Here is a 25,290-nt window from a genome sequence, read left to right as displayed (position 1 = left end):
AACACCTAATCCTTTTATTCTACAGAAGTAGTCCTTTTGTTTTGCCACTATCACTGCTCTTCAAATCTGATATCTACCGCCCTTGCATGTGCTGTAAGCCCTTCTTTATTAGCAAAGTATGATATTTTCTTATAATCTGCTTTAAGTGCTTCCTCCGTATAATAGCTGTACTGAATATTTTTTACAAAATCCTCTACCGACAGAGGGCTGTAAAACCTTGCCGTGCCTGAAGTCGGCAGGGTGTGGTTCGGGCCAGCAAAATAATCACCTGTTGGCTCTGCATTGTATCTTCCGAGGAAAACCGAGCCTGCATTTTTAATCAGTCCCAGATAATTAAACGGCTCGTCTACACATACCTCCATATGCTCAGGTGCTATTCGGTTCGCTATATCTATGCCCTGAAGCAAATCCTTGCAAATAATTATCTTCCCATTGTTGTCAATAGAGACTCTTGCTATTTCCTCTCTTAGAAGGCAGGCAAGCTGATTTTCTATTTCCTTTTGGACTTCTTTTGCAAGCTTCTCCGACTCCGTAATAAGCACACAAGCTGCATTTTTATCATGTTCTGCCTGACTTAGCAAATCCGCTGCCACAAACTTTGGATTTGACTTTCCATCTGCAAGTACCAAGACTTCGGAAGGTCCGGCTATCATATCTATTCCGACCTGGCCAAAGACCTGCTTCTTGGCTTCTGCCACAAAGGCATTGCCCGGTCCTACTATCTTATCCACCTTAGGCACACTCTCAGTACCGTAAGCAAGGGCTGCAACCGCCTGTGCTCCGCCCAGTTTGTAAATAGCTGTAACTCCTGCAATCTTAGCTGCTGCAAGTATATAAGGATTGATTTCTCCGGTTTTATTTGGTGGTGTAACCATAATTATCTCAGATACTCCCGCAATCTTTGCAGGAACTGCATCCATAAGTACAGTAGACGGATAGGCAGCAGTTCCTCCCGGCACATAAATACCCACCTTTTCTATAGGAACTACTCTCTGACCTAAGATAACTCCGTTCTTAGCCGTCATCATAAAACCCTGACGAACCTGTTTTTCATGAAATGCCCTGATATTACTTTCAGCTTCTTTTAATATTTCCAAAAACTCAGGTTCTACTTTATTTAGAGCGGCTGTAATTTCTTCCTCACTAACCTTGAAATCTGTAAGCTTTACCTTATCAAATTTCTCAAGATATTCGCTTAAAGCCTTATCTCCGTTTGTTTTTACATTGTTAATTATTTCACTGACAATGCCGCCTACCTCTGCCACAGGCTCATTTCTGGCAAATATCTCTTCTTCCTTAATCTTACCTACTTCATATATTTTAATCATAGCTGCTCCTTAACCCTTAATAATCCCTAATTATTCACGACATAGGTCACTTAACTCATTTTCTGCACAGTACAGTATGATAATTTATCACGCATTTGGGTAATCTCTTTATTTTTAAATTGGAAACTTACCTTGTTACATATAAACCTTGCACTTATCGGAAGAATTTCCTCAAGCACTTCAAGCCCGTTTTCACGAAGAGTATTTCCTGTCTCCACTATATCCACTATTATATCGGAAAGTCCCAGTAAGGGAGCTATTTCTATAGAGCCGTTTAACTTAATTATATCTATATCCCTTCCTGCTTCCTCATAGTATTTTCCTGCAATATTGGGAAATTTGGTGGCTATCTTAAGTGTCTTTTCAGGATTTTCAAAAAAATCCTTCTCACCGCAGACACACATCCTACACCTTCCTATACCAAGGTCAAGAAGTTCGTATACATCAGGCTCATATTCCCTAAGTATATCAGCGCCGCAAACTCCTACATCCGCTGCTCCCCTTTCCACGTAAATTGCCACATCGGAAGGCTTTACCCAAAAATATCTGACACCCTTTTCCTCATTCACAAAAGTAAGCTTGCGGTTGGGTTCCAGAATTTCAGGACAGGGATAGCCTGCCTGTTCTAAAAGGCGGTAAGATTTACTGCCTATTCTTCCTTTGGGAAGAGCTATATTTATCATATCATTCTCCTTAACTCCAGTACTTCCTTAGCCCTGATTCTCTTTGCCATTTCTTCTTCAGACTTTTCTGCAAGCTGCACCCTGTATCCTTTTTCTATCAATTCTTCTACCTTATTTACCGCCTTTGTAATTTCATCCTCTGCTTCATCGAAAATTATAAGATAGTCTACATCATATTTATCCCTTTCCTCTTTATAATTTTCAATCAGAGATAAATCCAGTGCAAAGCCTACAGCCCCCACTTCCTTCCCCATCTTTTCCGCCAGCTTATCATATCTGCCGCCGGAAAGCACAGTGAACGGAATACCTGAAACAGCTCCCTGGAAAATAATTCCGTTATAATAATCCATTGAGTTTATAAGTGAAAAATCAAGGTAGATATTTTCAAGTACATTAAAAGCTTTCAAAGCCTTTACAAGTTCCTTTATATGTGTGGCATTTTCTATAAATCCCTTACTTTCAAGTACATTAACTCCTTCTTCTAAGGGGAGATAGAGATTCAAAATCTCTTTAAGTTTTTCTGCAGCCTTGCTGTCAAGTTTTCCTTCATTTACAAGGATATCAAGGCCGGCGGTATTCTTTGACTCAAAAAGCTGAAATATACGGTTTCCGGTAAGCTCAGGCAAAGCCAGATTTTCAAAAATTTCTGATAGCATTGACACATCACTGATTCTTATTCTTATATCATTTCCGAAAAGCTTAAGGCTCTTGGCTGCAAGTGCTATAACTTCAGCTTCTGCGTAAGTAGTTAATTTACCTATATATTCAATACCTGATTGTTTAATTTCCTTAAAATGCCTGTCCTTTGGGCGGTATATATTCTCGTTATAATATATCCTTCCCCTTCCCACTCCGGACTTCATTATACTTAGGGTTACATCAGGCTTTAATGCAAGCAGTTCACCATCCAAATCGGTGAAGGTTATAATCTGATTGGTATTTAAGAAGTCTTTATTTTCTATATAAAGTTCGTACGGCTCAAACTTGGACATCTTAAATCTTTTGTATCCGTAGCCTTCATATAATGTTTTTAATTCCTTATTTATCATCTTCCCTCGTTTCCCCTCCCTAACCGAGCAGTCCTTTGGTAGAAGGTATCTTGTCATTAAATCTGCTGTCTGTAGAAACTGCAACACGTAAGGCTCTGCCAAGTCCCTTGAAGGCTGCCTCAGCTATATGGTGGGAGTTTGTGCCTGCAAATTGTCTGATATGAAGGGTAATTCCTGCATTATTTGCAAATGCTGTCATAAACTCGGCAACCAACTCGGTATCAAAGGTCCCTATTTTTTCTGTAAGAAAATGTAAATCAGTATAAAATCTTCCCCTGCCCGATATGTCAAGTGCAGTAAGTACAAGGCTTTCATCCATAGGCTGGCAGGCTTCTCCGAAACGAACTATACCTTTCTTATCCCCCAGAGCATCTTTAAGTGCCAGACCTAAAACTATACCTATATCTTCCACACTATGGTGGTCATCTACCCATGTATCTCCTTTACATTTAACTTTAAGCTCAATTCCCGCATATCTTGAAAATAAGGTAAGCATATGATCTAAAAAACCGACACCTGTTGATATCTCTGAATTTTCTATGTTTCCATCCAAATCAAGGCTTAGTTCTATCTTTGTTTCTGCCGTTTCTCTCTTTATGTCAGCTTTTCTCATATCTCCATACCTCTCATTTTCTCATTATTTATCCCAAATTATTAACGCAACATCTTGTGAACATCCTACAAGAACTATGCAGAATAAGAGGTCTGTGACCTATCGCATGAATAATTGGGAATATTATATATTTCATTCCTGCAAAATTACTTTTATTTTTCCAATAAGTATTTTCATATCTTCCATACTGCCAATGGTTATCCTATTAAATTCTTTTATCCTCTCTTCGTTAAAATGTCTTACTAAGATGCCATTTTCTTTTAGCTTTTCATAAAGTTTAATTCCGCTTATTTTATCTGACCTTGCAAACAGGAAATTAGCCTTAGAAGCTAAAACTTCAAAACCCAGTTTCATAAGTTCATTTCCCACAAATTCTCTGTTTGCTTTTATCTTATCACAATTCTCTTTAAAATAGTTGATGTTTTTTATCCCTTCTACCGCCATTTTCATTGAAACAGTATTTACATTGTATGGATTGGTGGAAAATTTAATTCTTTCAAGGTCTGCTATAAGCTCTGCCTTTCCCATTGCAAAACCAACCCTTGCTCCTGCCAGAGAACGTGATTTTGAAAATGTCTGAATAACAAGGAGGTTGTCATACTCCGGTATCAGTCTGACTGCCGAGCTCTCATCAGCAAAGTCTATATAAGCCTCATCTATGATTACTACATTATTCTTATTGTTTTCTAATATTTCCCTTATCTCTGTAAGGCTTAGCATCAGTCCCGTAGGTGCATTCGGATTGGCTATAATTATTGCCGTTCCGAGATTCTTATAGTCTTCTGTATCAATTAAAAAATCTTCTTTAAGAGGAATAATATTTGCCTTTATATGATTTATATCAGCGTATACCCTGTAGAAACCGTAGGTGATATCAGGAAAACTCATTCCGTTTTCACCGAATGCCATAAAACTGTAATAAAGACATTCATCCGAACCGTTTCCTATAATTACTTCACTGTAATCCAAGTTATAGTACTCAGCTATAGCCTGTTTCAGCTCTTTGACCTCTGGATCTGAATAGAACTTCAGTCCTTCAACAAGCTCCATATCAAAATTTCTATTTAGGCTGTAAGCCGGCGGAAACGGAGATTCATTGGTATTCAGCTTTATATATGTTTTATCCTGGGGCTGTTCTCCCGGTACATAGGGTGTAAGGCTTTCATAGTATTTATTAAAAAACTTGGACATAGGCTACCTCTTTGCTTTCATTTATTATCACTCTACCTTGCTAAAGTATTAAAATTTTTATTATTATAACCTTAGCTTAAGTTTGTGTCAAGTATTTTATTATACAAACGGCAAATGGGTGTGTTGATGGGTGTGTTGATTACTGATTTTTACTTTTCTTGACAAAATGATATTCTAGTGATAGAATATCATTAGTCACTATTCTAGTAATAGAATAATAACAGCAAAAGGAGGAAAGCAAAATGGCTTTTGATTTTAAGAAAGAATTTAAGGAGTATTATCCAACTAAGACTATCCCGACAATTGTTAAGATTCCCAAAATGAATTTTTTGACAGTTCGAGGTAAGGGGAATCCGAACGAGGAAGGTGGCGAGTATAAGCAAGCCATTAACTTGCTTTACCCGCTTGCCTATGCCATTAAGATGAGTAAAAATACAAATTATCGCATGGAGGGCTACTTTGATTTTGTTGTCCCGCCATTAGAAGGTTTTTGGTGGCAGGAAGGCATCAAGGGAGTTGATTATGAACGTAAAAACGATTTTCGATTTATCTCTCTCCTTCGTCTGCCGGATTTCGTAAGTAAAGAAAATTTTGACTGGGCTATTCATCAAGTGACAACTAAGAAGAAAATGGATTTTTCTAAGGTGGAATACTTAAATTATGACGAAGGCCTCTGTGTTCAATGTTTACATATTGGCCCTTATAATGATGAACCTATAACGGTTGAAAAAATGCATGCTTATATAGAAAATGAGGGATATCAACCGGATATTACAGATGAGCGTATGCATCATGAAATCTATATCAGTGATTTTCGCAAAACGGAACCTGCCAAACTAAAAACTATTATCAGACATCCAATTAAAAAGAAATAGGAGAATATAAAATGACTATCAGAACATCCTTAACCGAGGAGCTAATCCTCGGTATATTGGCAGAACAACCGCGCCATGGCTACCAGATTGAAAAATTGATTGAAGAAAGAGGGATGAGAAAATGGACAGACGTAGGTTTTTCATCAATTTATTATATCCTTGAAAAACTAGAGAATAAAGGTCTGGCTGAGAGTGTACCGACTAAGGGAAAAGATAAGAAAGAGTATAACATTACAAAGTCGGGTTCAACAGTTCTGGCAGAAAAAACGCGTCATCGCTTAATAGACCGTCAACCGGCAAACTCACATTTTATGACTGCCTTGTCTAACAGCCAAAGACTATCTTCTAAGGAGTTGATAGAAGTATTTACAGAGCGAAAAAAGACACTGGAGGAAGATTTACAGGCCTTGAAAATACAGAAATCAGCAGAAAAAAACGCACCACGCTCTGCCAGACAATTATTCAGCTTTGCTCTGGTTATGCTTCAATCTGAGTTAAATTGGTTAGAATCTGAAATTGAGGCTTTGCAACCATAATGAAATTTGATTTTTGGGAGGAGAGCATATGAAGCTAGATGTGAAACCATTCGTAGGCCAGCATTGTGAAACTACCGCAACAGGAACTCTCTTGAATCAGCTCGGTATTGAATTAAGTGAGCCGATGTTATTTGGCTTAGGAGAAGGTCTGGGATTTGTTCTTTGGAATATGAAATCCATGAATACACCATTCATAGGTGGGAGAATTAAACCTGATTTATTGACACGCAATATAGTAAAAAATTTGGGATTAAGCCTTGATGTAAGGGAAACTTCTTCAAAGGATAAAGCCTGGAAATCTGTCAAAGGATTATTGGACAGAGGGCAGGCAGTTGGTCTAAAGCTAGATTGCTATCACTTGGAATATTTTACAAATCCAATTCATTTTGCCGGACACTATGTTGCTATAGTTGGATATGATGATAAGAATGCTTTTTTAGTTGATACTGCACAACAAGGATGTGAAGTAAGCAGTTCTTTAGCGAGTTTAGAGCAGGCACGAAACGAAAAAGGTTCCATGTCATCTAAAAACTTATTTTATGTAATCGAAAAAAAAGCAGAAATATTACCTATAAAAACGGCTATTTTATCTGCAATACACAATAATGCCGTAACGTATTTAAATCCATCAATAAAGAATCTGACATATAATGGCATTTATAAAGCGAGTGATGAAATCATCAAATGGTTTGACAATTCAAAAAGTGTTGAATATGATTTTAAGATGACTGCTATGTTAATGGAAAAGGCAGGGACTGGAGGAGCAATATTTAGAAATTTATATCGTGATTTTCTAAAAGAAGCCTATGATTTAACAAATAATGAAACGATAAAGCTTGCATATTTATCGTTTATTGAGATTGCTAAAAATTGGGAAGAAGTTATTGCTCTATTTGAAAAAGTATCTGATACCAATAACAGAAACTATATTTTAGAAGCTTCAGAAAAGATGAAAAAAATCTCGGTACAGGAAAAAGAAGCCATGCAGATATTAGTAAATGTATATAGCTAAAGTAGCGCATATTAACGCAAAAATGGAGAGTGGAAGTTTTTCTTTTCATCCTTCTTTAAGTCCAGGATACCTCAATCTGACGTTTTTTTACTACACAATCTCTAAGATATAGATTAATCAATGTCTGATATGGTATACCTGCACTCTCCGATTGAGCTTTAAAATAGGCTATAGTGTCTTCATCAAGGTTTATTGTTACTTGCTTTTTTAAAAACTTTGCATAAGGATTTTTTCTTGGGTTTAAGTTCTTTATATCATATTCTTCTCTCATAGTACAGTCTCCTCTCAGATTCCCTCTTCATAAATATTGCGTTCTGTCTTAGTAGCTTTTCTTGCAGATATTATTCTTATTACCTGGTCTTGTCCTCTATAACAATGACTTACCAGACAAATACCTCTTTCATCACTTGTTCCGATTATCAGAAAACGTTCCTCGTTATCTGAATGATCCGGATCATCAAATACAATAGCAAAAGTATCTCTAAATACTGATGTAACCTCATCGAATGAAATTCCATGTTTTCTTTGATTTATCTCGTTCTTATTTTCGTCCCACTCAAACTTCAAATTTTGTACCACCTTTTGAACTATACTTATATTATAAGTATTATATATGTATAAGTCAAGGACATTTGTTTTTCATTATATTTTTAATAAATTTGATAAAATATGCACAAGTCTAACTTCCATCTCACGATTTATGCAGCTTTTAGATTGGTTTCTGTTTACAGGGAAATTCCGGCAGAATTTTATAGAAAACAAAAAAGCCCATAGCAATAACTCTTTTGTTACTGCCATGAGCCTTTTGTCAGGAATTAATGTATTATATCAAAATCGAACCCGCCAACAGATTTACAACTATAGCAAGTGCTGCAAGGACTAAACCTCTGATTATTCTTCTTTTTACAAACGCTTCACTCATATCCATACCCCCTTGCACAATTTCTTTATAAGCTATAATATTTTTTTCTTATGATTTGCAAATGATTTTCAATCTCATTTATATTATATACTATATTTATAGAAAATGCAAGGGGATTATACTTAAATTTAGACCAAATTGGGGGTTAATTATTAAAAATCATAATGCGTCCATAAACTAATTATCTTAACAATCTTTTCTTCTTCTAAAACCTCATATGCCAGCCTGTGTTTGATATTGATACGCCTTGAATATGCACCGGTTAAGTCTCCCATCAGCTTTTCATAGGACGGCGGTGTTTTATACGGATTTTCTTTAATAATCTCTATGAGGGCTCTTGTTTTTTTATCTAACTTCACATTTTTTAGCTTTGGTATATCATTAATGGCTTTCTTTGTATAAACAATATTATACATTACCACTCTACCTCATCTTCTGCTACACATTCACTAATCGGAGTATTTAACCCTTCTATAATCTTTTCTTTCATATTAGGAATAGTGGAAATATATAGTGTTTCCATAAGTCCATTGTAATCTTCCTCACTTATAATCACCGCATTTCCATCTTTTGTACTCACATTGACAGGTTCATTAAATTTTATTGTCTGCTCTAATAATCCAAAAATATTTTTTCTAAAATTAGTTATATTTGTATTCAGCATTTTATACACCTCCTAATATGTACATTATAACGTACATACGCTATATATTCAATGTCTTTTATACAAATAAATTCACATTTTAGAATTATTCATACCATTTCTCTTATGTATAAAAACAGGAGCAGCCTAAGCCACTCCTGTCTGACTATAATTCTAATCCAATTATTCTTCATCCTGTCCGTTGTCTACAGTCTCAAATTCTTCATCTTCATAACTTTCCGCATAATTTCCTTCAAATTCATCCGGATTGAGAGTTTCCTCTCCCTCCTCTGCTTCATCAAATTCATTATCGCTGTCAAGCTTTACTGAACGATAGAACTTCATACCTGTACCGGCAGGGATGAGCTTACCTAAGATAACATTTTCCTTAAGACCGATGAGCTTATCCACCTTACCCTTGATAGCCGCATCAGTAAGTACCTTGGTTGTTTCCTGGAAGGAAGCTGCTGAAAGGAATGAGTTGGTAGCAAGGGAAGCCTTGGTAATACCAAGCATAGTTCTCTCACCCTCCGCCTTCTCGAAGCCTTCCTGCTCAAGCTGCTCATTAAGCTCCTCAAACTCGATTATATCGGCATATTCACCGGTTAAATAATCAGAATCTCCCGGCTCTGATATCTTTATCTTCTTAAGCATCTGACGAACTATCATCTCAATATGCTTATCGTTAATCTCAACACCCTGTAAACGGTATACACGCTGTACTTCACGAATCATATAATCCTGTACCGCTCTTACACCCTTGATGTTTAAAAGGTCGTGCGGATTGATACTACCCTCTGTGATTTCATCACCGGCTTCAATCACATCACCGTCAGCTACCTTTATCCTTGAGCCATAGTTGATAGGATATTTCTTCTCTTCTCCATCATCAGCTGTAACTACAACCTCACGTCTGCTCTTTGTATCCTGAATACTTACCTTACCGGCAATCTCAGAAATAATAGCAAGACCCTTTGGTTTACGAGCTTCAAAAAGTTCCTCTACACGAGGAAGACCCTGTGTAATATCTCCACCCGCAACACCACCGGTATGGAAGGTTCTCATTGTAAGCTGTGTACCCGGCTCACCGATAGACTGAGCAGCTATAATACCTACTGCCTCACCTACCTGAACAGGTTCACCTGTTGCCATGTTTGCACCATAGCACTTCGAACAGATACCAACATGACTGCGGCAGGTAAGTACTGTACGAATCTTAATCTTAGCGGCAACTCCTGCCTCTGTTACAGCCTTGGTCTTCATTATCCTTGCTGCACGCTTAGGGGTAATGATATGATTTGCCTTAACTATAACTTCGCCATTGTCATCATATATAGTTTCGCAGGAATATCTTCCTTTGATTCTCTCTTCAAGGCTTTCTATCTCTTCCTTGCCATCCATAAAAGCAGAAACCCACATACCCGGAATTTCTTTCTTTCCTGCCTGACAATCATTTTCTCTTATAATAAGATCCTGAGATACATCTACAAGCCTTCTGGTAAGATATCCCGAATCGGCTGTACGAAGAGCTGTATCGGAAAGACCTTTTCTTGCTCCATGTGCGGAAACGAAATACTCCAGAACGTCAAGTCCCTCACGGAAGTTTGACTTGATAGGAAGTTCAATAGTATGTCCCTTTGTATCTGCCATAAGTCCACGCATACCTGCAAGCTGCTTAATCTGCTTGTCAGAACCACGGGCTCCGGAATGTGCCATCATATAAATATTGTTGTATTTATCAAGACCGCTCATAAGCTTTGCCGCTATCGCATCATCGGCTTCTTTCCAGGCAGCAATAACTTCCTTATATCTTCCCTGCTCTGTGAGCTGACCTCTTCTAAAATTCTTGGTAATAGCCTCAACTTTGTTCTGAGCTTCTTTAAGAATGGCAGGCTTTTCAGGCGGAACCGTCATATCCGAGACAGAAACAGTCATGGCTGCTATGGTTGAATACTTGTATCCAAGACTCTTTACAGCATCCATAATCTCTGCTGTTCTTGTCGCACCTAAGTTTGCCATACACTTCTCAAGTATCTGCTTAAGCTCTTTTTTCTTTACAAGGAAATCAATCTCAAGCTTTAAGAAGTTCTCATCAAGGCTTCTGTCTACAAAGCCTAAATCCTGTTCCAATACTTCATTAAATATAAATCTTCCAAGAGTTGATTCAATTATCTTCTGCTCTTTAACTCCCTTAGAATTAATTCCCTCACGTCTGACCTTAATCTTAGCCTGTAAGGTAATATAACCGTTCTCATAGGCAAGAAGGGCTTCATTCATGTTCTTAAAGAACATACCCTCACCCTTATCACCCGGTTTCTCAAGAGTAAGATAATAAATACCAAGTACCATATCCTGTGAAGGAACCGCAACCACACCACCGTCAGAAGGCTTTAAGAGGTTGTTAGGTGAAAGCAGTAGGAAACGGCACTCCGCCTGCGCTTCAACAGAAAGAGGAAGATGTATAGCCATCTGATCTCCGTCGAAATCCGCATTGAAGGCTGTACACACAAGCGGATGAAGCTTAATGGCCTTACCCTCTACAAGTACAGGTTCAAATGCCTGAATACCGAGTCTGTGAAGTGTAGGGGCACGGTTTAACATAACCGGATGATCCTTGATTACATCTTCAAGTACATCCCAAACCTGTGTCTCTACTCTTTCTACCATCTTTTTAGCTGACTTAATATTATGTGCTATATCACGGGCTACAAGCTCTTTCATAACAAAAGGCTTAAAAAGCTCAATAGCCATTTCCTTAGGCACACCGCACTGATATATCTTAAGGTCAGGACCGACTACGATAACCGAACGACCGGAGTAGTCTACACGCTTACCGAGAAGGTTCTGACGGAAACGTCCCTGCTTACCCTTAAGCATATCCGAAAGCGACTTAAGCGCTCTGTTTCCGGGACCTGTAACAGGTTTTCCGCGGCGACCGTTGTCAATAAGAGCATCTACAGCCTCCTGAAGCATACGCTTTTCATTTCTGACAATGATATCAGGAGCGCCAATCTCAAGAAGCTTCTTGAGACGGTTATTTCTATTTATTATCCTTCTGTAAAGGTCATTCATATCAGAAGTAGCAAATCTTCCGCCATCAAGCTGTACCATAGGACGAAGATCAGGCGGAAGTACAGGAATAGCCTTAAGTATCATCCATTCAGGACGGTTTCCCGACTCTCTGAAAGCCTCGATCACCGCAAGCTCTTTGGCTGCCTTAATCATCTTCTGGCTCTTGGAGTTTCCAGCTTTCTTCAATTCCTCTTTAAGACGCTTTGATTCTTCTTCAAGATCTATATCCGCAAGGAGCTTATATATAGCCTCAGCTCCCATCTCTGCCTTAAAGTTATTGCCATACTTTTCTCTTGCTTCTGCATATTCCTTCTCGGAAAGAATAGTCTTCTTATCAAGTTCACTGCTTCCTTTGTCAGTAACTATATAAGAAGCAAAGTAAAGTACTTTTTCAAGACTTCTTGGCGGTATGGATAAAATAGTACCCATACGGCTTGGGATACCTTTAAAATACCAAATATGGGAAACAGGAGCCGCAAGCTCAATATGTCCCATTCTCTCACGTCTTACGGTTGCCTTTGTAACTTCAACTCCACATCTGTCACAAATTACACCCTTATAACGTATTTTCTTATATTTTCCGCAATGACACTCCCAGTCTTTACTAGGTCCGAATATTTTCTCACAGTAAAGCCCGTCCTTTTCAGGTTTGAGTGTTCTATAGTTAATTGTCTCAGGCTTTTTAACCTCGCCATGTGACCATTCTTTTATTTTCTCAGGTGAAGCCAAGCCTATCTTTATTGCATCATAAGTAATTGGCTGAACATTTTCTATGCCCATTTCTGACATCCCGTTACTCCCTTCGTATTAAACTTAGCTCTATAGGGCTTATGCTAAATGGCATAAGCCCCTGTCAAGCATTGTCTCTTCCGTAAAATTCCAATAGAGATTAAAAATCTTCATTATCGCTATTATCGTCATAGTCTAAGTCTAAATCTTCACCATCAAAATAATCGGAATCTTCTTCATCCTGTATACCATCTTCTAGTTCTTCAGGCGTACCTGTGGTAAAACCGTTCTTAGCCGAAGCATCATCAAAGGTAAAGGTTTCCTCAGTCTCAATGAGCGGAGTAAGATCCTCATCACCATATTCAACATTTTCCATCATCTTGATTTCATTACCATCCTCGTCAAGTACGGTAACATCAAGTGCAAGTGACTGAAGTTCCTTAAGGAGTACCTTAAATGACTCAGGTATACCCGGTTCACTTATGTTTTCTCCCTTGATAATAGCTTCATAAGTCTTAACACGACCAACAACATCATCAGATTTAATTGTAAGTATTTCCTGAAGAGTATATGCGGCACCGTAAGCCTCAAGTGCCCAAACCTCCATCTCACCGAAACGCTGTCCGCCGAACTGCGCTTTACCGCCGAGCGGTTGCTGTGTAACAAGTGAGTAAGGACCTGTGGAACGGGCATGAATCTTATCATCTACAAGGTGATGGAGCTTCAGGTAATTCATGAAACCTACAGTAGCAGGTGAATCAAAATACTGACCTGTTCTACCGTCTTTGAGCCATACCTTACCGTCTCTTCCAATCTTAACACCCTTCCAGTCATTTCTGGATTCAAGATGTGTAAGCAGATAGTCCATTACCTCATCGCCCAAATCTTCTCTGTATTTCTGTTCAAACTCGTCAAGCGGCATATTGATATAGTCATTTGCAAGTTCAAGTGTATCACCAATATCCTCTTCGTTTGCACCATCAAATATTGGTGTGGATACTTTCACACCAAGTACTGTAGCTGCAAGACTTAAGTGAATCTCAAGCACCTGACCGATGTTCATACGGGAAGGCACACCAAGCGGATTCAGTACAATGTCAAGCGGTCTTCCGTTTGGAAGGAAAGGCATATCTTCAACAGGAAGTACTCTTGAAACTACACCCTTATTACCATGACGACCCGCCATCTTATCGCCGACCTGAATCTTTCTCTTCTGCGCAATATAAACCCTTACACTCTTCTTAACGCCATGTGCAAGTTCGTCACCTTTTTCTCTTTCAAACTTCTTAGCATCTACTATGATTCCATACTCACCGTGAGGTACACGAAGCGAAGTGTCTCTTACTTCTCTTGCCTTCTCACCGAAAATAGCACGGAGTAAGCGTTCCTCAGCAGTAAGCTCTGTCTCTCCCTTTGGTGTAACCTTTCCTACAAGAATATCTCCTGCACGAACTTCCGCACCAATTCTTATAATACCGTCTTCATTAAGGTCTTTAAGAGCATCGTCGCCTACACCCGGTACATCTCTTGTAATTTCCTCATCACCAAGTTTTGTATCCCTGGCCTCACACTCATATTCCTCTATATGAATCGAAGTATATACATCATCTCTTACAAGGCGTTCTGAAAGCAGAACCGCATCCTCGTAGTTATAACCTTCCCAGGTCATAAAGCCGATAAGAGGACTCTTACCAAGACCGATTTCACCGCCCTTTGTAGAAGGACCGTCAGCTATTACCTGTTTAGCTTCTACGTGGTCACCCTTATTAACTATAGGACGCTGATTTATACAGGTACCCTGGTTACTTCTTGCAAACTTAAGAAGCGGATACTCTGTTATTCTGTTATCATCATCATTCCTTACTAAAATTCTGTCACCGCAGGCACTTTCAACCACACCTGCCTTCTCAGCAAGCACACAAACACCCGAGTCAACCGCAACCTTAGCTTCCATACCTGTGCCGACAACCGCTGAATCAGTGAAAAGGAGAGGTACTGCCTGACGCTGCATGTTAGATCCCATGAGCGCACGGTTCGCATCATCGTTCTGAAGGAAAGGAATCATGGCTGTAGCTGCTGAAAAGACCATCTTAGGAGATACGTCCATCAACTCCACATTCTTTTTATCATAGGTAGAAGTCTCGTCCCTGAAACGACCTGACACTGAATTATTTATAAAATATCCGTTTTCATCCAAAGGCTCATTCGCCTGAGCAACTATGAACGGATCTTCTTCATCTGCGGTAAGATAAACCACCTCATCTGTTACTCTCGGATTGTTAGGATCTGTCTTGTCAAGCTTTCTGTATGGTGCTTCGATAAAGCCGTATTCATTAATCCTTGCATAACTTGCAAGTGAGTTAATAAGACCGATGTTAGGTCCTTCAGGTGTTTCTACAGGGCACATTCTTCCATAGTGGGAATAATGTACGTCTCGAACCTCAAATCCGGCTCTGTCTCTTGAAAGACCACCCGGACCGAGGGCTGAAAGCCTTCTTTTATGTGTCAGCTCACCGAGAGGGTTGTGCTGATCCATGAACTGTGACAACTGTGAACTGCCGAAAAATTCTTTAATTGCTGCGGTTACAGGCTTGCAGTTAATAAAATCTCCCGGATTGGAATCATCTATTACATCACTGCCTGTATTACTCATCTTATCACGAACAGTTCTTTCCATTCTTGAAAGACCTATACGATACTGGTTCTGAAGAAGCTCACCTACAGCACGGATACGTCTGTTTCCAAGATGATCTATATCATCTTCATTACCGATACCATTCTCCAAGTTAAAGACATAGTTAATAGATGCAAATATATCTTCCCTTGTTATATGCTTTGGAATAAGATCATTTACATAATTTTTAAGCTCACGTTTAAAATCATCACCGGTATAATCACCATTTGCAAGCTCCATTACATCCATAAGTTTCGGATAGTATACAAGCTCGGTGATACCTACCTCTTCTTTATTTAATTCCGGTAAATATGTGTTAATGTCAACCATGAGGTTAGAAAGTACCTTTACATTTCTATCCTCTCCCTGAATCCACACATAAGGAACTGCCGCATTCTGCATCTTATCCGCAAGTTCAACGGTAATTTCCGTTCCCTTCTCTCCAATAATCTCTCCTGTAGACTTGTCCATTACATCTTCTGCAAGCACATGTCTGACTATACGATTACGGAATGCAAGCTTTTTGTTAAATTTATAACGACCAACCTTTGCAAGGTCATAGCGTTTTGGATCAAAAAGCATGTTATTTATATAATTAGCAGCATTTTCTACCAACAAAGGTTCACCCGGACGAAGTTTCTTGTAAAGTTCAAGAAGACCTTCATCCGAATTGGTAGCTACATCTTTAGCAAGACTCGCCTGAAGCTTAGGCTCATCTCCGAATAATTCTTCAATATCTTTGTTAAGGCTCACACCAAGCGCTCTGACAAGTACGGTGATCGGAACCTTTCTGTTTCTATCAACTTTTACATAGAATACATTGTTAGAGTCTGTCTCATATTCAAGCCAGGCACCACGGTTAGGGATTACCTGGGAAGTATATAATTCTTTGCCTGTCTTATCATGGGCTATACTATAATAAATACCTGGGGAACGTACCAACTGGCTTACAATTACACGCTCAGCTCCATTGATAATAAAGCTTCCCGTATCTGTCATAAGAGGAAGTTCACCAAGGAATACTCCCTTCTGTTGCGAGCGTACTTTCTTCTCTTTCAAGTCAACTAATTCTACAGTTACCTTAAGGGCAGCTGAATAAGTCCCATCTCTTTCTTTGCACACCTCAATTGTATGATTCTCCTTTGGATCAAGGCTAAAATCCACGAATCTTAACCCATAACGTCCACTGTAATCAACAATCATAGAGATGTCGTCAAATACTTCTCTTAGTCCGTCAGTAAGAAGCCACTGATATGAGTTTTTCTGAACCTCAATGAGATTAGGCATTTCAAGAACTTCTTCCTGTCTGGCATAACTCATTCTTATTCCGTTTCCTGCTTTAATCGGACGAATCCTGTTTTTCTTCATTGACGTTTTCACCCCTTGATATTTTCTAAAATCTACCATCAAGCCATAAAACAATGGTTAAAATGATATTACTTCGTTTACAAACACTTGCACTTTTAATTTATTTATGGTATAATATGGCTAGTTATCCACATTAAACATAATAGTGCATTTTTTATAATATCATTTTTTTTTCAAGGTGTCAAGCCTTGGAATTTTTTCTTTTAAATACAAAATAACACGAGAGAGTTTTGTTTAATATGAAATTTCTTTGAATTTTCCTATTAAACAAAAAAGAAACTCCGCCTCCTGATTTCTCATTTGGCAGAGCATTATTATTATTTATTATTCACAAACATATGGAATGAGTGCTAAGTGACGAGCACGCTTAATAGCTGTTGTAAGTATTCTCTGATGTCTTGCACTTGTTCCTGTAATTCTTCTAGGAAGAATCTTTCCTCTTTCAGAGATGAACTTCTTTAACTTAGCTGCATCCTTGTAATCAAGGTTGTCAAGTTCCTCCGGTGTTAACGCACATACTTTTTTTCTTCTGTGCATTGGTCTTCTGCGTGGAAAATCATTTTTATCTTCTCTAGAACCTTTGTTATCCTTATTGAATGCCATGTTCCTACCTCCTAATCTTTATTGAAATGGGAGAGAGTTGTCAATACCGTCAGGAATATTCATAAAACCATCCTCCGGCATCATAGGCTCAGGACTATTGCCTACAGGTGCATTCTGGAAAGAACCACCGTTTCCTGCTGAAGCATTCTTGCTCTCTGCAAATTCTATTTCTTCAACAATAACCTGAACACTGTATACCTTCTGACCTTCTTTATTTGTATAGTTATCATTTTGGATACGGCCGGTAACCACTACCTTGGTGCCCTGTTTAAGATACTTTTCTACAAATTCACCCTGCTTACCAAAAGCAGTACAGTTAAAGAAATCAGCAGTTACTGTATCTCCCTGTCTCTTAAATCTTCTGTCAACCGCAAGCGAAAATCTTGCAATGGCCATCTGTCCTTCTCCCTGTGAATATCTCACTTCAGGATCTCTTGTTAAACGGCCCATTAAAATTACTTTGTTCATAAAGGAAAACCTCCTTCTTAGTTATGCTTCCTGTTTAACGCATAAAAATCTAAGAACGTTCTCCATAATACGGATACGGCTTTCAATTTCACCCGGCGCTGTAGATTCAGCTTCAAAATGGATAAAGTAGTAGAAACCTTCGCTCATCTTCTGAATCTCATAAGCAAGCTTCTTCTTTCCCCATTCTTCAACATCGGTGATAGTTCCGCCAAAACGTGTTACAAGGCCCTTAACATCTTCCAGAACTTTGTTTCTTGCCTCGTCTTCGATTTTTGCATTAACAACTAAGGCTAATTCATATTTGTTCATAGTTGCTCTGCTCCTCCTTCTGGTCTTTTCCGGCCCTTTTTTCCGCTAGGACGAATAGCTTTAAAAGAGCAAGGATATATTTTTTACATCACGAATATTTATTATGCCATAAAAAAAAGGATTTTGCAAGTACCAAAATCCTTTTCCCAAAATTTTTCTTACTCACCGGGGTGCAGTATCTTTTTGATGCTCTTTTCTGCCTGCTTTCTCGGAAGCATAATCTGCCTTCCGCAACCTAAACAGCTAAGCCTTATATCCATACCCGTTCTTATCACCTTCCAGTCATAAGAACCGCAAGGATGAATCTTTTTTAATGTTACTGTATCGTCAAGATTTATTTCCATAATAACCCTTACCTGTTAACCGCTCTTCCAACCATTTCCTGATTGGCCGCAAAGTTAAGTGCTGTCTGACTGTCAATAAGTCCCTGTGTATAAAGTTCGAGTATACTTGAATCCATAGTTATCATTTCTTCTTTTTTGGAAGCATAGATAACAGAATCAATCTGATGTATCTTGTTATCTCTGATCATAGTCTTTACAGCACTGTTTACCTTCATTATTTCAAAGGCAGGAATCAGTTCGTTATTGATTCCCGGAATAAGCTGCTGGGAAACTACCGCCTGTAAAACCATAGAGAGCTGTACTCTTATCTGCTGCTGCTGGGATGCAGGGAATACATCTATTACCCGGTCTATAGTGTTGGCGGCACCGATAGTATGCAGGGTTGAAAGTACAAGATGTCCTGTCTCCGCCGCCGTCATAGCTATATCAATAGTTTCATAATCTCTCATTTCTCCTACAAGGATTACATCCGGAGACTGACGCATTGCCGCCCTTAAGGCGGAAGAATAGCTTTCACTGTCTATCTTAACCTCGCGCTGGCTTACTATGCTTTTTTTATGTCTGTGAAGAAACTCAATAGGATCTTCAAGTGTGAGTATATGGCAATTCCTTGTTTCATTTATTCTGTCTATAATATAAGAAATAGTGGTACTCTTACCCGAACCTGCGGCTCCTGTTACAAGCACAAGTCCTTTATTAAGTTCGGAAAGTTTCATTATGCTCTCAGGAATTCTCATTTCCCTGTAGCCCGGAAGCTCAAAATGAACAACTCGGATAACCGCTCCAAAAGTTCCTCTCTGCCTGAACACGTTACATCTGAAACGCCCAAGATTGGCTATTGAAAGAGAAAAGTCATCATCACCCGTTGTCATAAAATGGCTTAAGCTTCTTCCTGCCTTATCGTAAATATTGGTAATAATATTTTCCGTATCAACCGGTGTAAGCTTTGCCTCATCCATCTTCTTAATTGAACCATCCTGCTTAAATGAAACAGCCTGTCCAACAACAAGAAAAATGTCCGAAGCATCATCCTTCACAGCCTGTTCAAGGATATTCATTAATTCCATTTTAAGTCCTCCTAGTTTACATTGTTAATCAGGTATCTCAAGTTCATACTCTGAATCATCCGATTTTGTCTTTGTACTCCACCTGTTTACAGATGTTTCTTTACCCATTACACCTATTTCAACATTTAAGCTTCTCTCCCCGTTTATAATGCTATACTTAACAAGTGTAGGCATTTCTCCTTCATACCGTATATCACTGAATTCAACTCTAATATCACTGTCAGCTTTTTCTGCTTCTTTTATTTCCTTAAGCTCTGTCAGTTCAGAGGATATATTATTGCTTTTAGCCACTATCTCATCTATTCTCGCATAAATCCTCTCAGCCTCAGCATCCAACTTATAATAATTTTCTATACCTTCTTTAGTCTTAGTCGAAAGCTTTTTCTCATTTAAGGATGATTTAATGGCAAGTACAGCAAATAAAGACATAGCTACTACAAGTATAACCAGAATAACAAGCGCACCGCCTGTGTTCATCCTATTCTTTATATTATTTCTCATCATTTGCCACCTTTTGTGTATTTAGCCCCTTCTAAATCTACTATTACAGTGTTATCATCATTTCTTTCTTTTCTATGAACCAAAACACGTATATCACTTAATATGCCGTTTGCATTAGGTGTATCGGTGATTGTTACAGCAAGCATATACTTAAAATTACCGGATACATCTGTAAGTTTCCAATCCTTGTCATAGTATACCTCTATAAGCCTGCTTTCTTTATCTTCAGTAAGCTTTCCGCCAATTTCCTTTGCCGTTTCTTCGGGAGAGAGTGCCTTTGAAAGTTCTATCGCAGATTCAGCCTTAATTAGCCCCTTAGTCAAATCATCCGCCTGCCTGCTCATTGTATTGGCTGAAGTAAAGAATTTTACAATGAAGATACTTATAATAGTAAATAAACCAATGGCAATAACAAGTTCCACCACAGGAAGTATGACACCTGAGTATGGTCCGGTTTTCCTTGCGGTATCCATATTAAATGTATTCATCTTACCTCCTTAAGCCATTTTAACTGTTTCTAAGCTTCACATACAGAGTCTCTGTTTCGCCATCATCTGTGGTTACAAGCTTAATAAGCCCATTATTCTCTGAAATATCAAATGAATCTACATTAAGTATGGCAAACCCATCATCAGGCTTAAATTTCATCCCTCTTGCTCCGGTAATCTCATAAAGCTTACCTTTATTAAAATAAACAGCCGTATCGAAGATTTCACCCTGCACTTCTTCACTCAGAATCAGCATTTTAAGACCATCTCTTTCTTCAACGGCAATCCTTCCGACTTCATCATACTGATTAATCTTGGTCTTTACATAGGAAAGCGAAGTTCGAAGTTCGAAGCTGTTCAGGTTTCTTTCCGCTATGTTTTTATAAACAGAAGCCCCTACACTGCCAAGCATCATGGCCGAAATACCGAACATACAGATAACAGCCAGCACGCAAACGGTATGTACAAGTCCCTTTTCCCTTTTTATGTTTTCCATATTACCTCTTCTCATATACCTCTATGGTAGGCATAATATTTGATGCAAATGCATCATAGTGGATAAAGTATTTTGTATCATCATAGCTAAAGTTATAGTTTTCTTCCATATACTTCACATTCGGAGGATAAATTCCCTCTATTGCATAACATTCAACCGCAGTCCTTACAACTGCCTCTCTGGTAAGCTTGATTCCCTGATTATTTCCCAGCTTACCTATATAAAATATTCCGGCAATCAAAACGGCAGATATAATAATCACAAAGAAAACAGATTTAATTATGCCCTCTCTCTCAGCTCTCCTCGCTTTCGCATTTACAAATTCTTTCATATCCCGCTCCTTAGCCTATGGATGCAATTACACTCATTAAAGGCATCATTACCGATATAAGCACTGCTCCCACTATAATTGACAGAACTACCACAAGTATAGTTTCAATTATTGAAGCAAGTGAGTTGAGCCTTGAATTGATTTCCTCGTCATATCTGTTTACAAGCTTAAAAAGAATTGTATCTCCGGAACCGCTCATCCTGGCTACTCCAAACATCTTAGAATGGAGCGAGCTTAGCAAACCTGTCTCTTTAAATGCATTCTCAGGTTTCTCATCCGCTTCAAGCAAAGTCACACATTTATCTACCTTCGCTAAAGTTTTTTTATTCTCAACTACTTTGGAAGCATTTTTAACCGCTTCCGTCATTTCCACACCGTTCGCATGCATAACCGCAAGTGTGGCAAGAAATTTACCTATGCTGATTTTATCAGCAAGTCCCGCAGAAAAAGGATTGTTATTTATAAGATTGGTTATCATTGCGCTTCCGCCCCTGAATCTGTACCAAACTATTCCGATTAAAAGAACCGCAAGCAAAACAAGTACAATGCACACAATCACCTTGGAAACAAGAATACTTGTATTCATAATTCCGACAGTGGTTCCCGTACCTGCGTCAAGTTCTAAGAAAATATCTTCAAACATAGGGAGGATTTTGCCGACCAATACCATAAGAATAACAGCCATCATTCCGAGAAGAACCGTAGGATAGCTTATTACGCTTCTGATACTGTTCTTTACAAGATTCTCTCTTTCATAAAAGCCGGATAAAGAGCGCATAATGTCTTCAAGCTTACCGGTCATCTCACCTATTTTAACCATCTCGCACATATAATTCGGAAATGCACCGCTCTCTTTGAGGGCTTCGTTAAATGACATACCGGACTTCACATTGTCATCAACCTTTTTTAATATATCCTTAGTTCTTCCTTCGTCCATTTCCTCATAGAGAATATGGGTGCCCTCAAATATAGGGATACCGCCATTAAGTATCATTGCAATCTGGTCACAGAAAACGGAAATTTCTTCCGGCGAAAATACTGTTGCCTTAGACATGTGATTCTCCTTTATTAAAATTTACTTCCATCCTTTTTACAATTTTATAACAATAATCTTACGAAAGCAAGCAAAAAATGGAAAACAGGCATTAATACGCACTGTTAAACGGCATTGCTTTCAATAATTATGATTTCATCAATAGTTACCCCAAACAGACTGGACAGCGCCACCAGATGGTCAATTGTCGGCACAACTTTACCCTTTTGCCACTTATATATGGATTGCGGTGTATTGAATCCCAAACAATCTTGCAATTCGCTTACTGTAAATCCCCTTGCCTTTCTAAGATATTCAATCTTCTCACCTGTCTTTACCATATCAATTGTGGGCAATTTTTTCATACTTTACATTCCTCCTCGTATAATATTTAGCAATTTTTACGTTTTTCTTACAAATAGATTTCACTGTTGCAAATTCAAATTTTCCCCTACATATTTACCAAAAATTCTGCAATAATTTGCCGGTAAACTAAAAATGCCTATCTAAAAAGATAAGCATTTAATTGAAATTGACATTTAGCTAAACCTATCTTTAACGTAGATATAAGTCTAGCATAGGTTTTAAAAATATTCATTATTCGGCTAGGTTAATTTTTATCAAAAAACTATATTTTTTATAAGCAAATTAAAATTTATATTATTCTGATACAATACTTCTCGTAAGCTGATATTGCAAAGACCAGCCATCCCAAACAAAATCAAAGTCCATTGTCTTTCCTATGGGAACTATCCTGTCTATCCCTTTCACTCCTGAGCGTACAAGCGGAATAATACTCTCTTTATCGCCCAGATAAGCTATTGTCTGGCATCTCTTGTCATTACAAATCGGTTTAAGCATATTAATATCTTTACAATCATACTCATAAAAATAACCGCTGTTATCACGATAATCCATAAGTGTATCTGTTATTTCCGAGACAGCAACTCTTACAATCAGATTATCCTTATGCGGGATAACCTTCACCCCATCCTGAGATACGGCGGCCATATAACTTCTTGTCAGCTTATTTACGCCTTGAATCGGCTGAAAAGAGTATTTGTTTTCTGCAACAAAATGCTCTTCTTCCCAAAATTTTTCCTTTGCTGCGTCAATCCGACTTCCTGTCCATATAATTATCCGCGGGCTGGTGCAGGCATTCTGATCCGAAAAGAATGTATCATTATAAAAATCTTCTGCCACTCTTCTTTTATCTTCTATTCTCAAATATGAGTCTGAATCAATGATTGCTATAGAATATCTGTCCGCAAACGTTATCTCTCCGGAACGTGCCGGCAGGGGAGATTTTCTCAGTTCTTCAATAGTCTTGTCTCCTCCCCATATAACTCTGACATCAGCAACAGAGCTAAAGAGATCATTTATATCTTTGTCACGATTATAACGGACACAGATAACATAAGATTTCATACCGGGATGATGTAACAGAGCTTTATTGAAGGCATCTGTCAAAATTGTAACCTGCATAAAATCTTTACTCGGAACTCTTACAACATTCGCATTACCGTTTAGTAAACCGGTTACCAGAGAATAAGCAAAATTAACGGGGACATTTGACGGTGCTATATGAAATACCAACCCTCTACCGATATGAAAAGCATTGTCTCTGATTGTATATTTTTCTTTCAGCTTCATAACAGAGCTCTTGCGAATCCAAAAACCGAAGGTTATAACATCTGAATATGCTCTGCTCCTACTGTCATTCATTATTTCTTTAGATACATCATTAAGGAAATCAATAGTATTCTCATCAAACGGAATCAATGCAGGTACAGATACTGTTTCTTCAACCGTAGCTGCCGAGCCTGTAAGATATGTGACCCTATTCAGTATTTCTTTATCTAAACTTGTCTGCATAAGTATCACTGCACCCCCTTAGCTCTGCATTCTTCAGTCTGCCATATATTTTAAAATACTTTCCCTTTCGTCCGCAGGGACAGTCATCAACTCCCAGTACCTCTCCCTCATCTTCAGTAAGAAGGCTGTGGCCTGGATATGACTCCGGGATTGTCGAAACTACTTGAATAATACCTCTTTCCCCAATATCTGCCTCAGTAAAGTCAAAAGGTCGGCGGATAATAACATCTGAGAAGTTGCTCGCATGAAGTTTTCCGCACTCGCACTCCATATATATACAGCCTGTCTGCTCAACCATTCCGTAATAATCATGTATATCTTTCAGCCCGCAAACATCACCCAGCTTTTTATGAAACTCATCATGACTTACGGCTTCAGATATCAATTTTTTCCATCCTCCGCCATGAATCAATACACCGTCTGACAAATCAAAGGATATTCCCTCTGCTTTAAGTCTTAAAAGCTCCTTGTAAAAATGCTGCCAAATCATAAATGTAAAGCCAAACAACAGTATTTTTTGTCCTTTATTTTGAATCAAAAATTCTCTCAATCCTACTATATCCAACTTCATATCATCATCTAAAGCATATATCTTCTTAGAACCGAAGACAGAAAATCCGAGAATACCCGCACCTCGTGCAGAAAACATTATTCTGTTCTTTAATACACCCGGGCAATCTATAATAATCATGGGCATACGGGCCGAACCTGTAAATTCCTGCACAATTTTCACCATTGTTTTCTGCTGATTCGCAGCCGTCTCTCTATCGAGAAATATCTTGCTTACAGCCTGTCCTGTAGTACCGGAAGAAGTCAATGTTTTAACAATCTCTTCCTGAGGAATTGATTTTAATTCTAATTCCTTGAACAGACGTACAGGCAAAAAGGGGATATCTTTATAATTCTCAGTTTTGTTTACATCGAAACCTATAGAATCTAACATTTTTCCATATTCAATGCACCTATCTTTATGGCATTTTGTAAGTTCTGCAAGCCTCTTCATTAAAAGTTCATTTTTCTCTTTTTCATTTAACGAATAGGGCGGAATATTTATTATTTCTTCAAATGTCATATACACCA

The 25,290-nt window shown here is 38.4% G+C and carries 27 protein-coding genes; 3 read left to right on the top strand and 24 right to left on the bottom strand.

Going from position 1 to position 25,290, the window contains the following annotated elements; translation table 11 throughout:
- Positions 1-50: 50 nt before the first annotated feature.
- The 5 genes from hisD to hisC form a co-directional block, all read right to left on the bottom strand.
- A complete protein-coding gene (hisD, locus tag GCWU000282_RS04720; RefSeq protein WP_023353878.1) occupies positions 51-1,328 on the bottom strand; it encodes a histidinol dehydrogenase in 1,278 nt (425 codons plus the stop codon).
- A gap of 50 nt (positions 1,329-1,378) precedes the next feature.
- Positions 1,379-2,011 (bottom strand): ATP phosphoribosyltransferase, encoded by a 633-nt coding sequence (hisG, locus tag GCWU000282_RS04715; protein WP_023353877.1) that lies wholly within the window; start codon positions 2,009-2,011, stop codon positions 1,379-1,381.
- Positions 2,008-3,117: an ATP phosphoribosyltransferase regulatory subunit gene (locus GCWU000282_RS04710; protein ID WP_084295336.1), complete on the bottom strand. Its 1,110-nt coding sequence runs from the start codon at positions 3,115-3,117 to the stop codon at positions 2,008-2,010. The genes hisG and GCWU000282_RS04710 overlap by 4 nt, the downstream gene beginning before the upstream one ends.
- Positions 3,080-3,673 (bottom strand): imidazoleglycerol-phosphate dehydratase HisB, encoded by a 594-nt coding sequence (gene hisB / locus GCWU000282_RS04705; RefSeq protein ID WP_023353875.1) that lies wholly within the window; start codon positions 3,671-3,673, stop codon positions 3,080-3,082. Before hisB ends, GCWU000282_RS04710 begins: the two co-directional genes overlap by 38 nt.
- Positions 3,674-3,805: 132 nt before the next feature.
- A complete protein-coding gene (gene hisC / locus GCWU000282_RS04700; RefSeq protein ID WP_023353874.1) occupies positions 3,806-4,864 on the bottom strand; it encodes a histidinol-phosphate transaminase in 1,059 nt (352 codons plus the stop codon).
- A gap of 242 nt (positions 4,865-5,106) precedes the next feature.
- Between hisC and GCWU000282_RS04695 the strand changes: the two genes are divergently transcribed.
- Genes GCWU000282_RS04695 through GCWU000282_RS04685 form a run of 3 tightly spaced genes read left to right on the top strand, consistent with a single transcriptional unit; the run spans position 5,107 to position 7,287 of the window.
- Positions 5,107-5,739 (top strand): GyrI-like domain-containing protein, encoded by a 633-nt coding sequence (locus GCWU000282_RS04695; protein ID WP_023353873.1) that lies wholly within the window; start codon positions 5,107-5,109, stop codon positions 5,737-5,739.
- An 11-nt stretch (positions 5,740-5,750) separates the two neighbouring features.
- Complete coding sequence (locus GCWU000282_RS04690; protein ID WP_023353872.1) at positions 5,751-6,275, top strand: PadR family transcriptional regulator; 525 nt, start codon at positions 5,751-5,753, stop codon at positions 6,273-6,275.
- Positions 6,276-6,303: 28 nt separating this feature from the next.
- Positions 6,304-7,287 carry a BtrH N-terminal domain-containing protein gene (locus GCWU000282_RS04685; RefSeq protein WP_023353871.1) on the top strand — a complete coding sequence of 328 codons (984 nt, stop codon included), beginning with the start codon at positions 6,304-6,306 and terminating at the stop codon, positions 7,285-7,287.
- A gap of 55 nt (positions 7,288-7,342) precedes the next feature.
- Here GCWU000282_RS04685 and GCWU000282_RS04680 read toward each other — a convergent pair whose 3' ends face one another.
- From GCWU000282_RS04680 to GCWU000282_RS04590, 19 genes are all read right to left on the bottom strand, one after another.
- Entirely contained in the window at positions 7,343-7,558 is a 216-nt protein-coding gene (locus GCWU000282_RS04680; RefSeq protein WP_023353870.1) for a BrnA antitoxin family protein, read from the bottom strand.
- A 14-nt stretch (positions 7,559-7,572) separates the two neighbouring features.
- A complete protein-coding gene (locus GCWU000282_RS04675) occupies positions 7,573-7,854 on the bottom strand; it encodes a BrnT family toxin (protein ID WP_084295335.1) in 282 nt (93 codons plus the stop codon).
- Between the two features lie 507 nt (positions 7,855-8,361).
- Complete coding sequence (locus tag GCWU000282_RS04670) at positions 8,362-8,625, bottom strand: Txe/YoeB family addiction module toxin (RefSeq protein WP_023353868.1); 264 nt, start codon at positions 8,623-8,625, stop codon at positions 8,362-8,364.
- Positions 8,625-8,873, bottom strand: a complete 249-nt coding sequence (locus GCWU000282_RS04665) for a type II toxin-antitoxin system Phd/YefM family antitoxin (RefSeq protein WP_023353867.1) — start codon at positions 8,871-8,873, stop codon at positions 8,625-8,627. Before GCWU000282_RS04665 ends, GCWU000282_RS04670 begins: the two co-directional genes overlap by 1 nt.
- 162 nt (positions 8,874-9,035) lie before the next feature.
- Positions 9,036-12,713, bottom strand: a complete 3,678-nt coding sequence (rpoC, locus tag GCWU000282_RS04660; protein ID WP_023353866.1) for a DNA-directed RNA polymerase subunit beta' — start codon at positions 12,711-12,713, stop codon at positions 9,036-9,038.
- A 100-nt stretch (positions 12,714-12,813) separates the two neighbouring features.
- A complete protein-coding gene (rpoB, locus tag GCWU000282_RS04655; protein ID WP_035039557.1) occupies positions 12,814-16,695 on the bottom strand; it encodes a DNA-directed RNA polymerase subunit beta in 3,882 nt (1,293 codons plus the stop codon).
- Positions 16,696-17,019: 324 nt separating this feature from the next.
- A complete protein-coding gene (gene rpsR, locus GCWU000282_RS04650) occupies positions 17,020-17,298 on the bottom strand; it encodes a 30S ribosomal protein S18 (RefSeq protein WP_023353864.1) in 279 nt (92 codons plus the stop codon).
- Positions 17,299-17,316: 18 nt separating this feature from the next.
- Positions 17,317-17,766 (bottom strand): single-stranded DNA-binding protein, encoded by a 450-nt coding sequence (locus GCWU000282_RS04645; protein ID WP_023353863.1) that lies wholly within the window; start codon positions 17,764-17,766, stop codon positions 17,317-17,319.
- 21 nt (positions 17,767-17,787) lie between these two features.
- Entirely contained in the window at positions 17,788-18,075 is a 288-nt protein-coding gene (rpsF, locus tag GCWU000282_RS04640) for a 30S ribosomal protein S6 (RefSeq protein ID WP_023353862.1), read from the bottom strand.
- A gap of 158 nt (positions 18,076-18,233) precedes the next feature.
- Positions 18,234-18,419, bottom strand: coding sequence for a DUF951 domain-containing protein (locus GCWU000282_RS04635; RefSeq protein WP_023353861.1), 186 nt, complete (start codon positions 18,417-18,419; stop codon positions 18,234-18,236).
- 8 nt (positions 18,420-18,427) lie between these two features.
- Positions 18,428-19,486, bottom strand: a complete 1,059-nt coding sequence (locus tag GCWU000282_RS04630; RefSeq protein ID WP_023353860.1) for a type IV pilus twitching motility protein PilT — start codon at positions 19,484-19,486, stop codon at positions 18,428-18,430.
- Between the two features lie 24 nt (positions 19,487-19,510).
- A complete protein-coding gene (locus tag GCWU000282_RS04625; RefSeq protein ID WP_023353859.1) occupies positions 19,511-19,990 on the bottom strand; it encodes a pilus assembly PilX N-terminal domain-containing protein in 480 nt (159 codons plus the stop codon).
- Positions 19,987-20,475 carry a hypothetical protein gene (locus tag GCWU000282_RS04620; RefSeq protein WP_023353858.1) on the bottom strand — a complete coding sequence of 163 codons (489 nt, stop codon included), beginning with the start codon at positions 20,473-20,475 and terminating at the stop codon, positions 19,987-19,989. The genes GCWU000282_RS04625 and GCWU000282_RS04620 overlap by 4 nt, the downstream gene beginning before the upstream one ends.
- Positions 20,476-20,494: 19 nt before the next feature.
- Positions 20,495-20,971, bottom strand: a complete 477-nt coding sequence (locus tag GCWU000282_RS04615; RefSeq protein ID WP_035039555.1) for a DUF4860 domain-containing protein — start codon at positions 20,969-20,971, stop codon at positions 20,495-20,497.
- 1 nt (position 20,972) lies between these two features.
- On the bottom strand, positions 20,973-21,302 hold the full coding sequence (locus GCWU000282_RS15780) for a hypothetical protein (RefSeq protein WP_023353856.1): 330 nt from the start codon (positions 21,300-21,302) through the stop codon (positions 20,973-20,975).
- A gap of 10 nt (positions 21,303-21,312) precedes the next feature.
- Positions 21,313-22,356: a type II secretion system F family protein gene (locus GCWU000282_RS04605; protein WP_023353855.1), complete on the bottom strand. Its 1,044-nt coding sequence runs from the start codon at positions 22,354-22,356 to the stop codon at positions 21,313-21,315.
- A 104-nt stretch (positions 22,357-22,460) separates the two neighbouring features.
- Positions 22,461-22,700: a helix-turn-helix domain-containing protein gene (locus GCWU000282_RS04600; RefSeq protein WP_023353854.1), complete on the bottom strand. Its 240-nt coding sequence runs from the start codon at positions 22,698-22,700 to the stop codon at positions 22,461-22,463.
- Positions 22,701-22,995: 295 nt separating this feature from the next.
- Positions 22,996-24,210: an acyl-CoA reductase gene (locus GCWU000282_RS04595; RefSeq protein WP_023353853.1), complete on the bottom strand. Its 1,215-nt coding sequence runs from the start codon at positions 24,208-24,210 to the stop codon at positions 22,996-22,998.
- Positions 24,191-25,282, bottom strand: coding sequence for a LuxE/PaaK family acyltransferase (locus GCWU000282_RS04590; RefSeq protein WP_023353852.1), 1,092 nt, complete (start codon positions 25,280-25,282; stop codon positions 24,191-24,193). Before GCWU000282_RS04590 ends, GCWU000282_RS04595 begins: the two co-directional genes overlap by 20 nt.
- Between the last annotated feature and the right edge of the window lie 8 nt (positions 25,283-25,290).

Source organism: Catonella morbi ATCC 51271 (genome assembly GCF_000160035.2).
In the GTDB taxonomy this organism is placed as follows: Bacteria; Bacillota; Clostridia; order Lachnospirales; family Lachnospiraceae; genus Catonella; species Catonella morbi.
Note: the sequence above shows the minus strand (reverse complement) of the source record. Positions and strands in the feature narration are given on the sequence as shown.

Bases quoted from the DNA above. Each gene is read 5' to 3' on its own strand.
- hisD (WP_023353878.1), bottom strand. From the start codon at position 1,328: ATGATTAAAATATATGAAGTAGGTAAGATTAAGGAAGAAGAGATATTT.
- hisG (WP_023353877.1), bottom strand. From the start codon at position 2,011: ATGATAAATATAGCTCTTCCCAAAGGAAGAATAGGCAGTAAATCTTAC.
- GCWU000282_RS04710 (WP_084295336.1), bottom strand. From the start codon at position 3,117: ATGACAAGATACCTTCTACCAAAGGACTGCTCGGTTAGGGAGGGGAAA.
- hisB (WP_023353875.1), bottom strand. From the start codon at position 3,673: ATGAGAAAAGCTGACATAAAGAGAGAAACGGCAGAAACAAAGATAGAA.
- hisC (WP_023353874.1), bottom strand. From the start codon at position 4,864: ATGTCCAAGTTTTTTAATAAATACTATGAAAGCCTTACACCCTATGTA.
- GCWU000282_RS04695 (WP_023353873.1), top strand. From the start codon at position 5,107: ATGGCTTTTGATTTTAAGAAAGAATTTAAGGAGTATTATCCAACTAAG.
- GCWU000282_RS04690 (WP_023353872.1), top strand. From the start codon at position 5,751: ATGACTATCAGAACATCCTTAACCGAGGAGCTAATCCTCGGTATATTG.
- GCWU000282_RS04685 (WP_023353871.1), top strand. From the start codon at position 6,304: ATGAAGCTAGATGTGAAACCATTCGTAGGCCAGCATTGTGAAACTACC.
- GCWU000282_RS04680 (WP_023353870.1), bottom strand. From the start codon at position 7,558: ATGAGAGAAGAATATGATATAAAGAACTTAAACCCAAGAAAAAATCCT.
- GCWU000282_RS04670 (WP_023353868.1), bottom strand. From the start codon at position 8,625: ATGTATAATATTGTTTATACAAAGAAAGCCATTAATGATATACCAAAG.
- GCWU000282_RS04665 (WP_023353867.1), bottom strand. From the start codon at position 8,873: ATGCTGAATACAAATATAACTAATTTTAGAAAAAATATTTTTGGATTA.
- rpoC (WP_023353866.1), bottom strand. From the start codon at position 12,713: ATGTCAGAAATGGGCATAGAAAATGTTCAGCCAATTACTTATGATGCA.
- rpoB (WP_035039557.1), bottom strand. From the start codon at position 16,695: ATGAAGAAAAACAGGATTCGTCCGATTAAAGCAGGAAACGGAATAAGA.
- rpsR (WP_023353864.1), bottom strand. From the start codon at position 17,298: ATGGCATTCAATAAGGATAACAAAGGTTCTAGAGAAGATAAAAATGAT.
- GCWU000282_RS04645 (WP_023353863.1), bottom strand. From the start codon at position 17,766: ATGAACAAAGTAATTTTAATGGGCCGTTTAACAAGAGATCCTGAAGTG.
- rpsF (WP_023353862.1), bottom strand. From the start codon at position 18,075: ATGAACAAATATGAATTAGCCTTAGTTGTTAATGCAAAAATCGAAGAC.
- GCWU000282_RS04635 (WP_023353861.1), bottom strand. From the start codon at position 18,419: ATGGAAATAAATCTTGACGATACAGTAACATTAAAAAAGATTCATCCT.
- GCWU000282_RS04630 (WP_023353860.1), bottom strand. From the start codon at position 19,486: ATGGAATTAATGAATATCCTTGAACAGGCTGTGAAGGATGATGCTTCG.
- GCWU000282_RS04625 (WP_023353859.1), bottom strand. From the start codon at position 19,990: ATGATGAGAAATAATATAAAGAATAGGATGAACACAGGCGGTGCGCTT.
- GCWU000282_RS04620 (WP_023353858.1), bottom strand. From the start codon at position 20,475: ATGAATACATTTAATATGGATACCGCAAGGAAAACCGGACCATACTCA.
- GCWU000282_RS04615 (WP_035039555.1), bottom strand. From the start codon at position 20,971: ATGGAAAACATAAAAAGGGAAAAGGGACTTGTACATACCGTTTGCGTG.
- GCWU000282_RS15780 (WP_023353856.1), bottom strand. From the start codon at position 21,302: ATGAAAGAATTTGTAAATGCGAAAGCGAGGAGAGCTGAGAGAGAGGGC.
- GCWU000282_RS04605 (WP_023353855.1), bottom strand. From the start codon at position 22,356: ATGTCTAAGGCAACAGTATTTTCGCCGGAAGAAATTTCCGTTTTCTGT.
- GCWU000282_RS04600 (WP_023353854.1), bottom strand. From the start codon at position 22,700: ATGAAAAAATTGCCCACAATTGATATGGTAAAGACAGGTGAGAAGATT.
- GCWU000282_RS04595 (WP_023353853.1), bottom strand. From the start codon at position 24,210: ATGCAGACAAGTTTAGATAAAGAAATACTGAATAGGGTCACATATCTT.
- GCWU000282_RS04590 (WP_023353852.1), bottom strand. From the start codon at position 25,282: ATGACATTTGAAGAAATAATAAATATTCCGCCCTATTCGTTAAATGAA.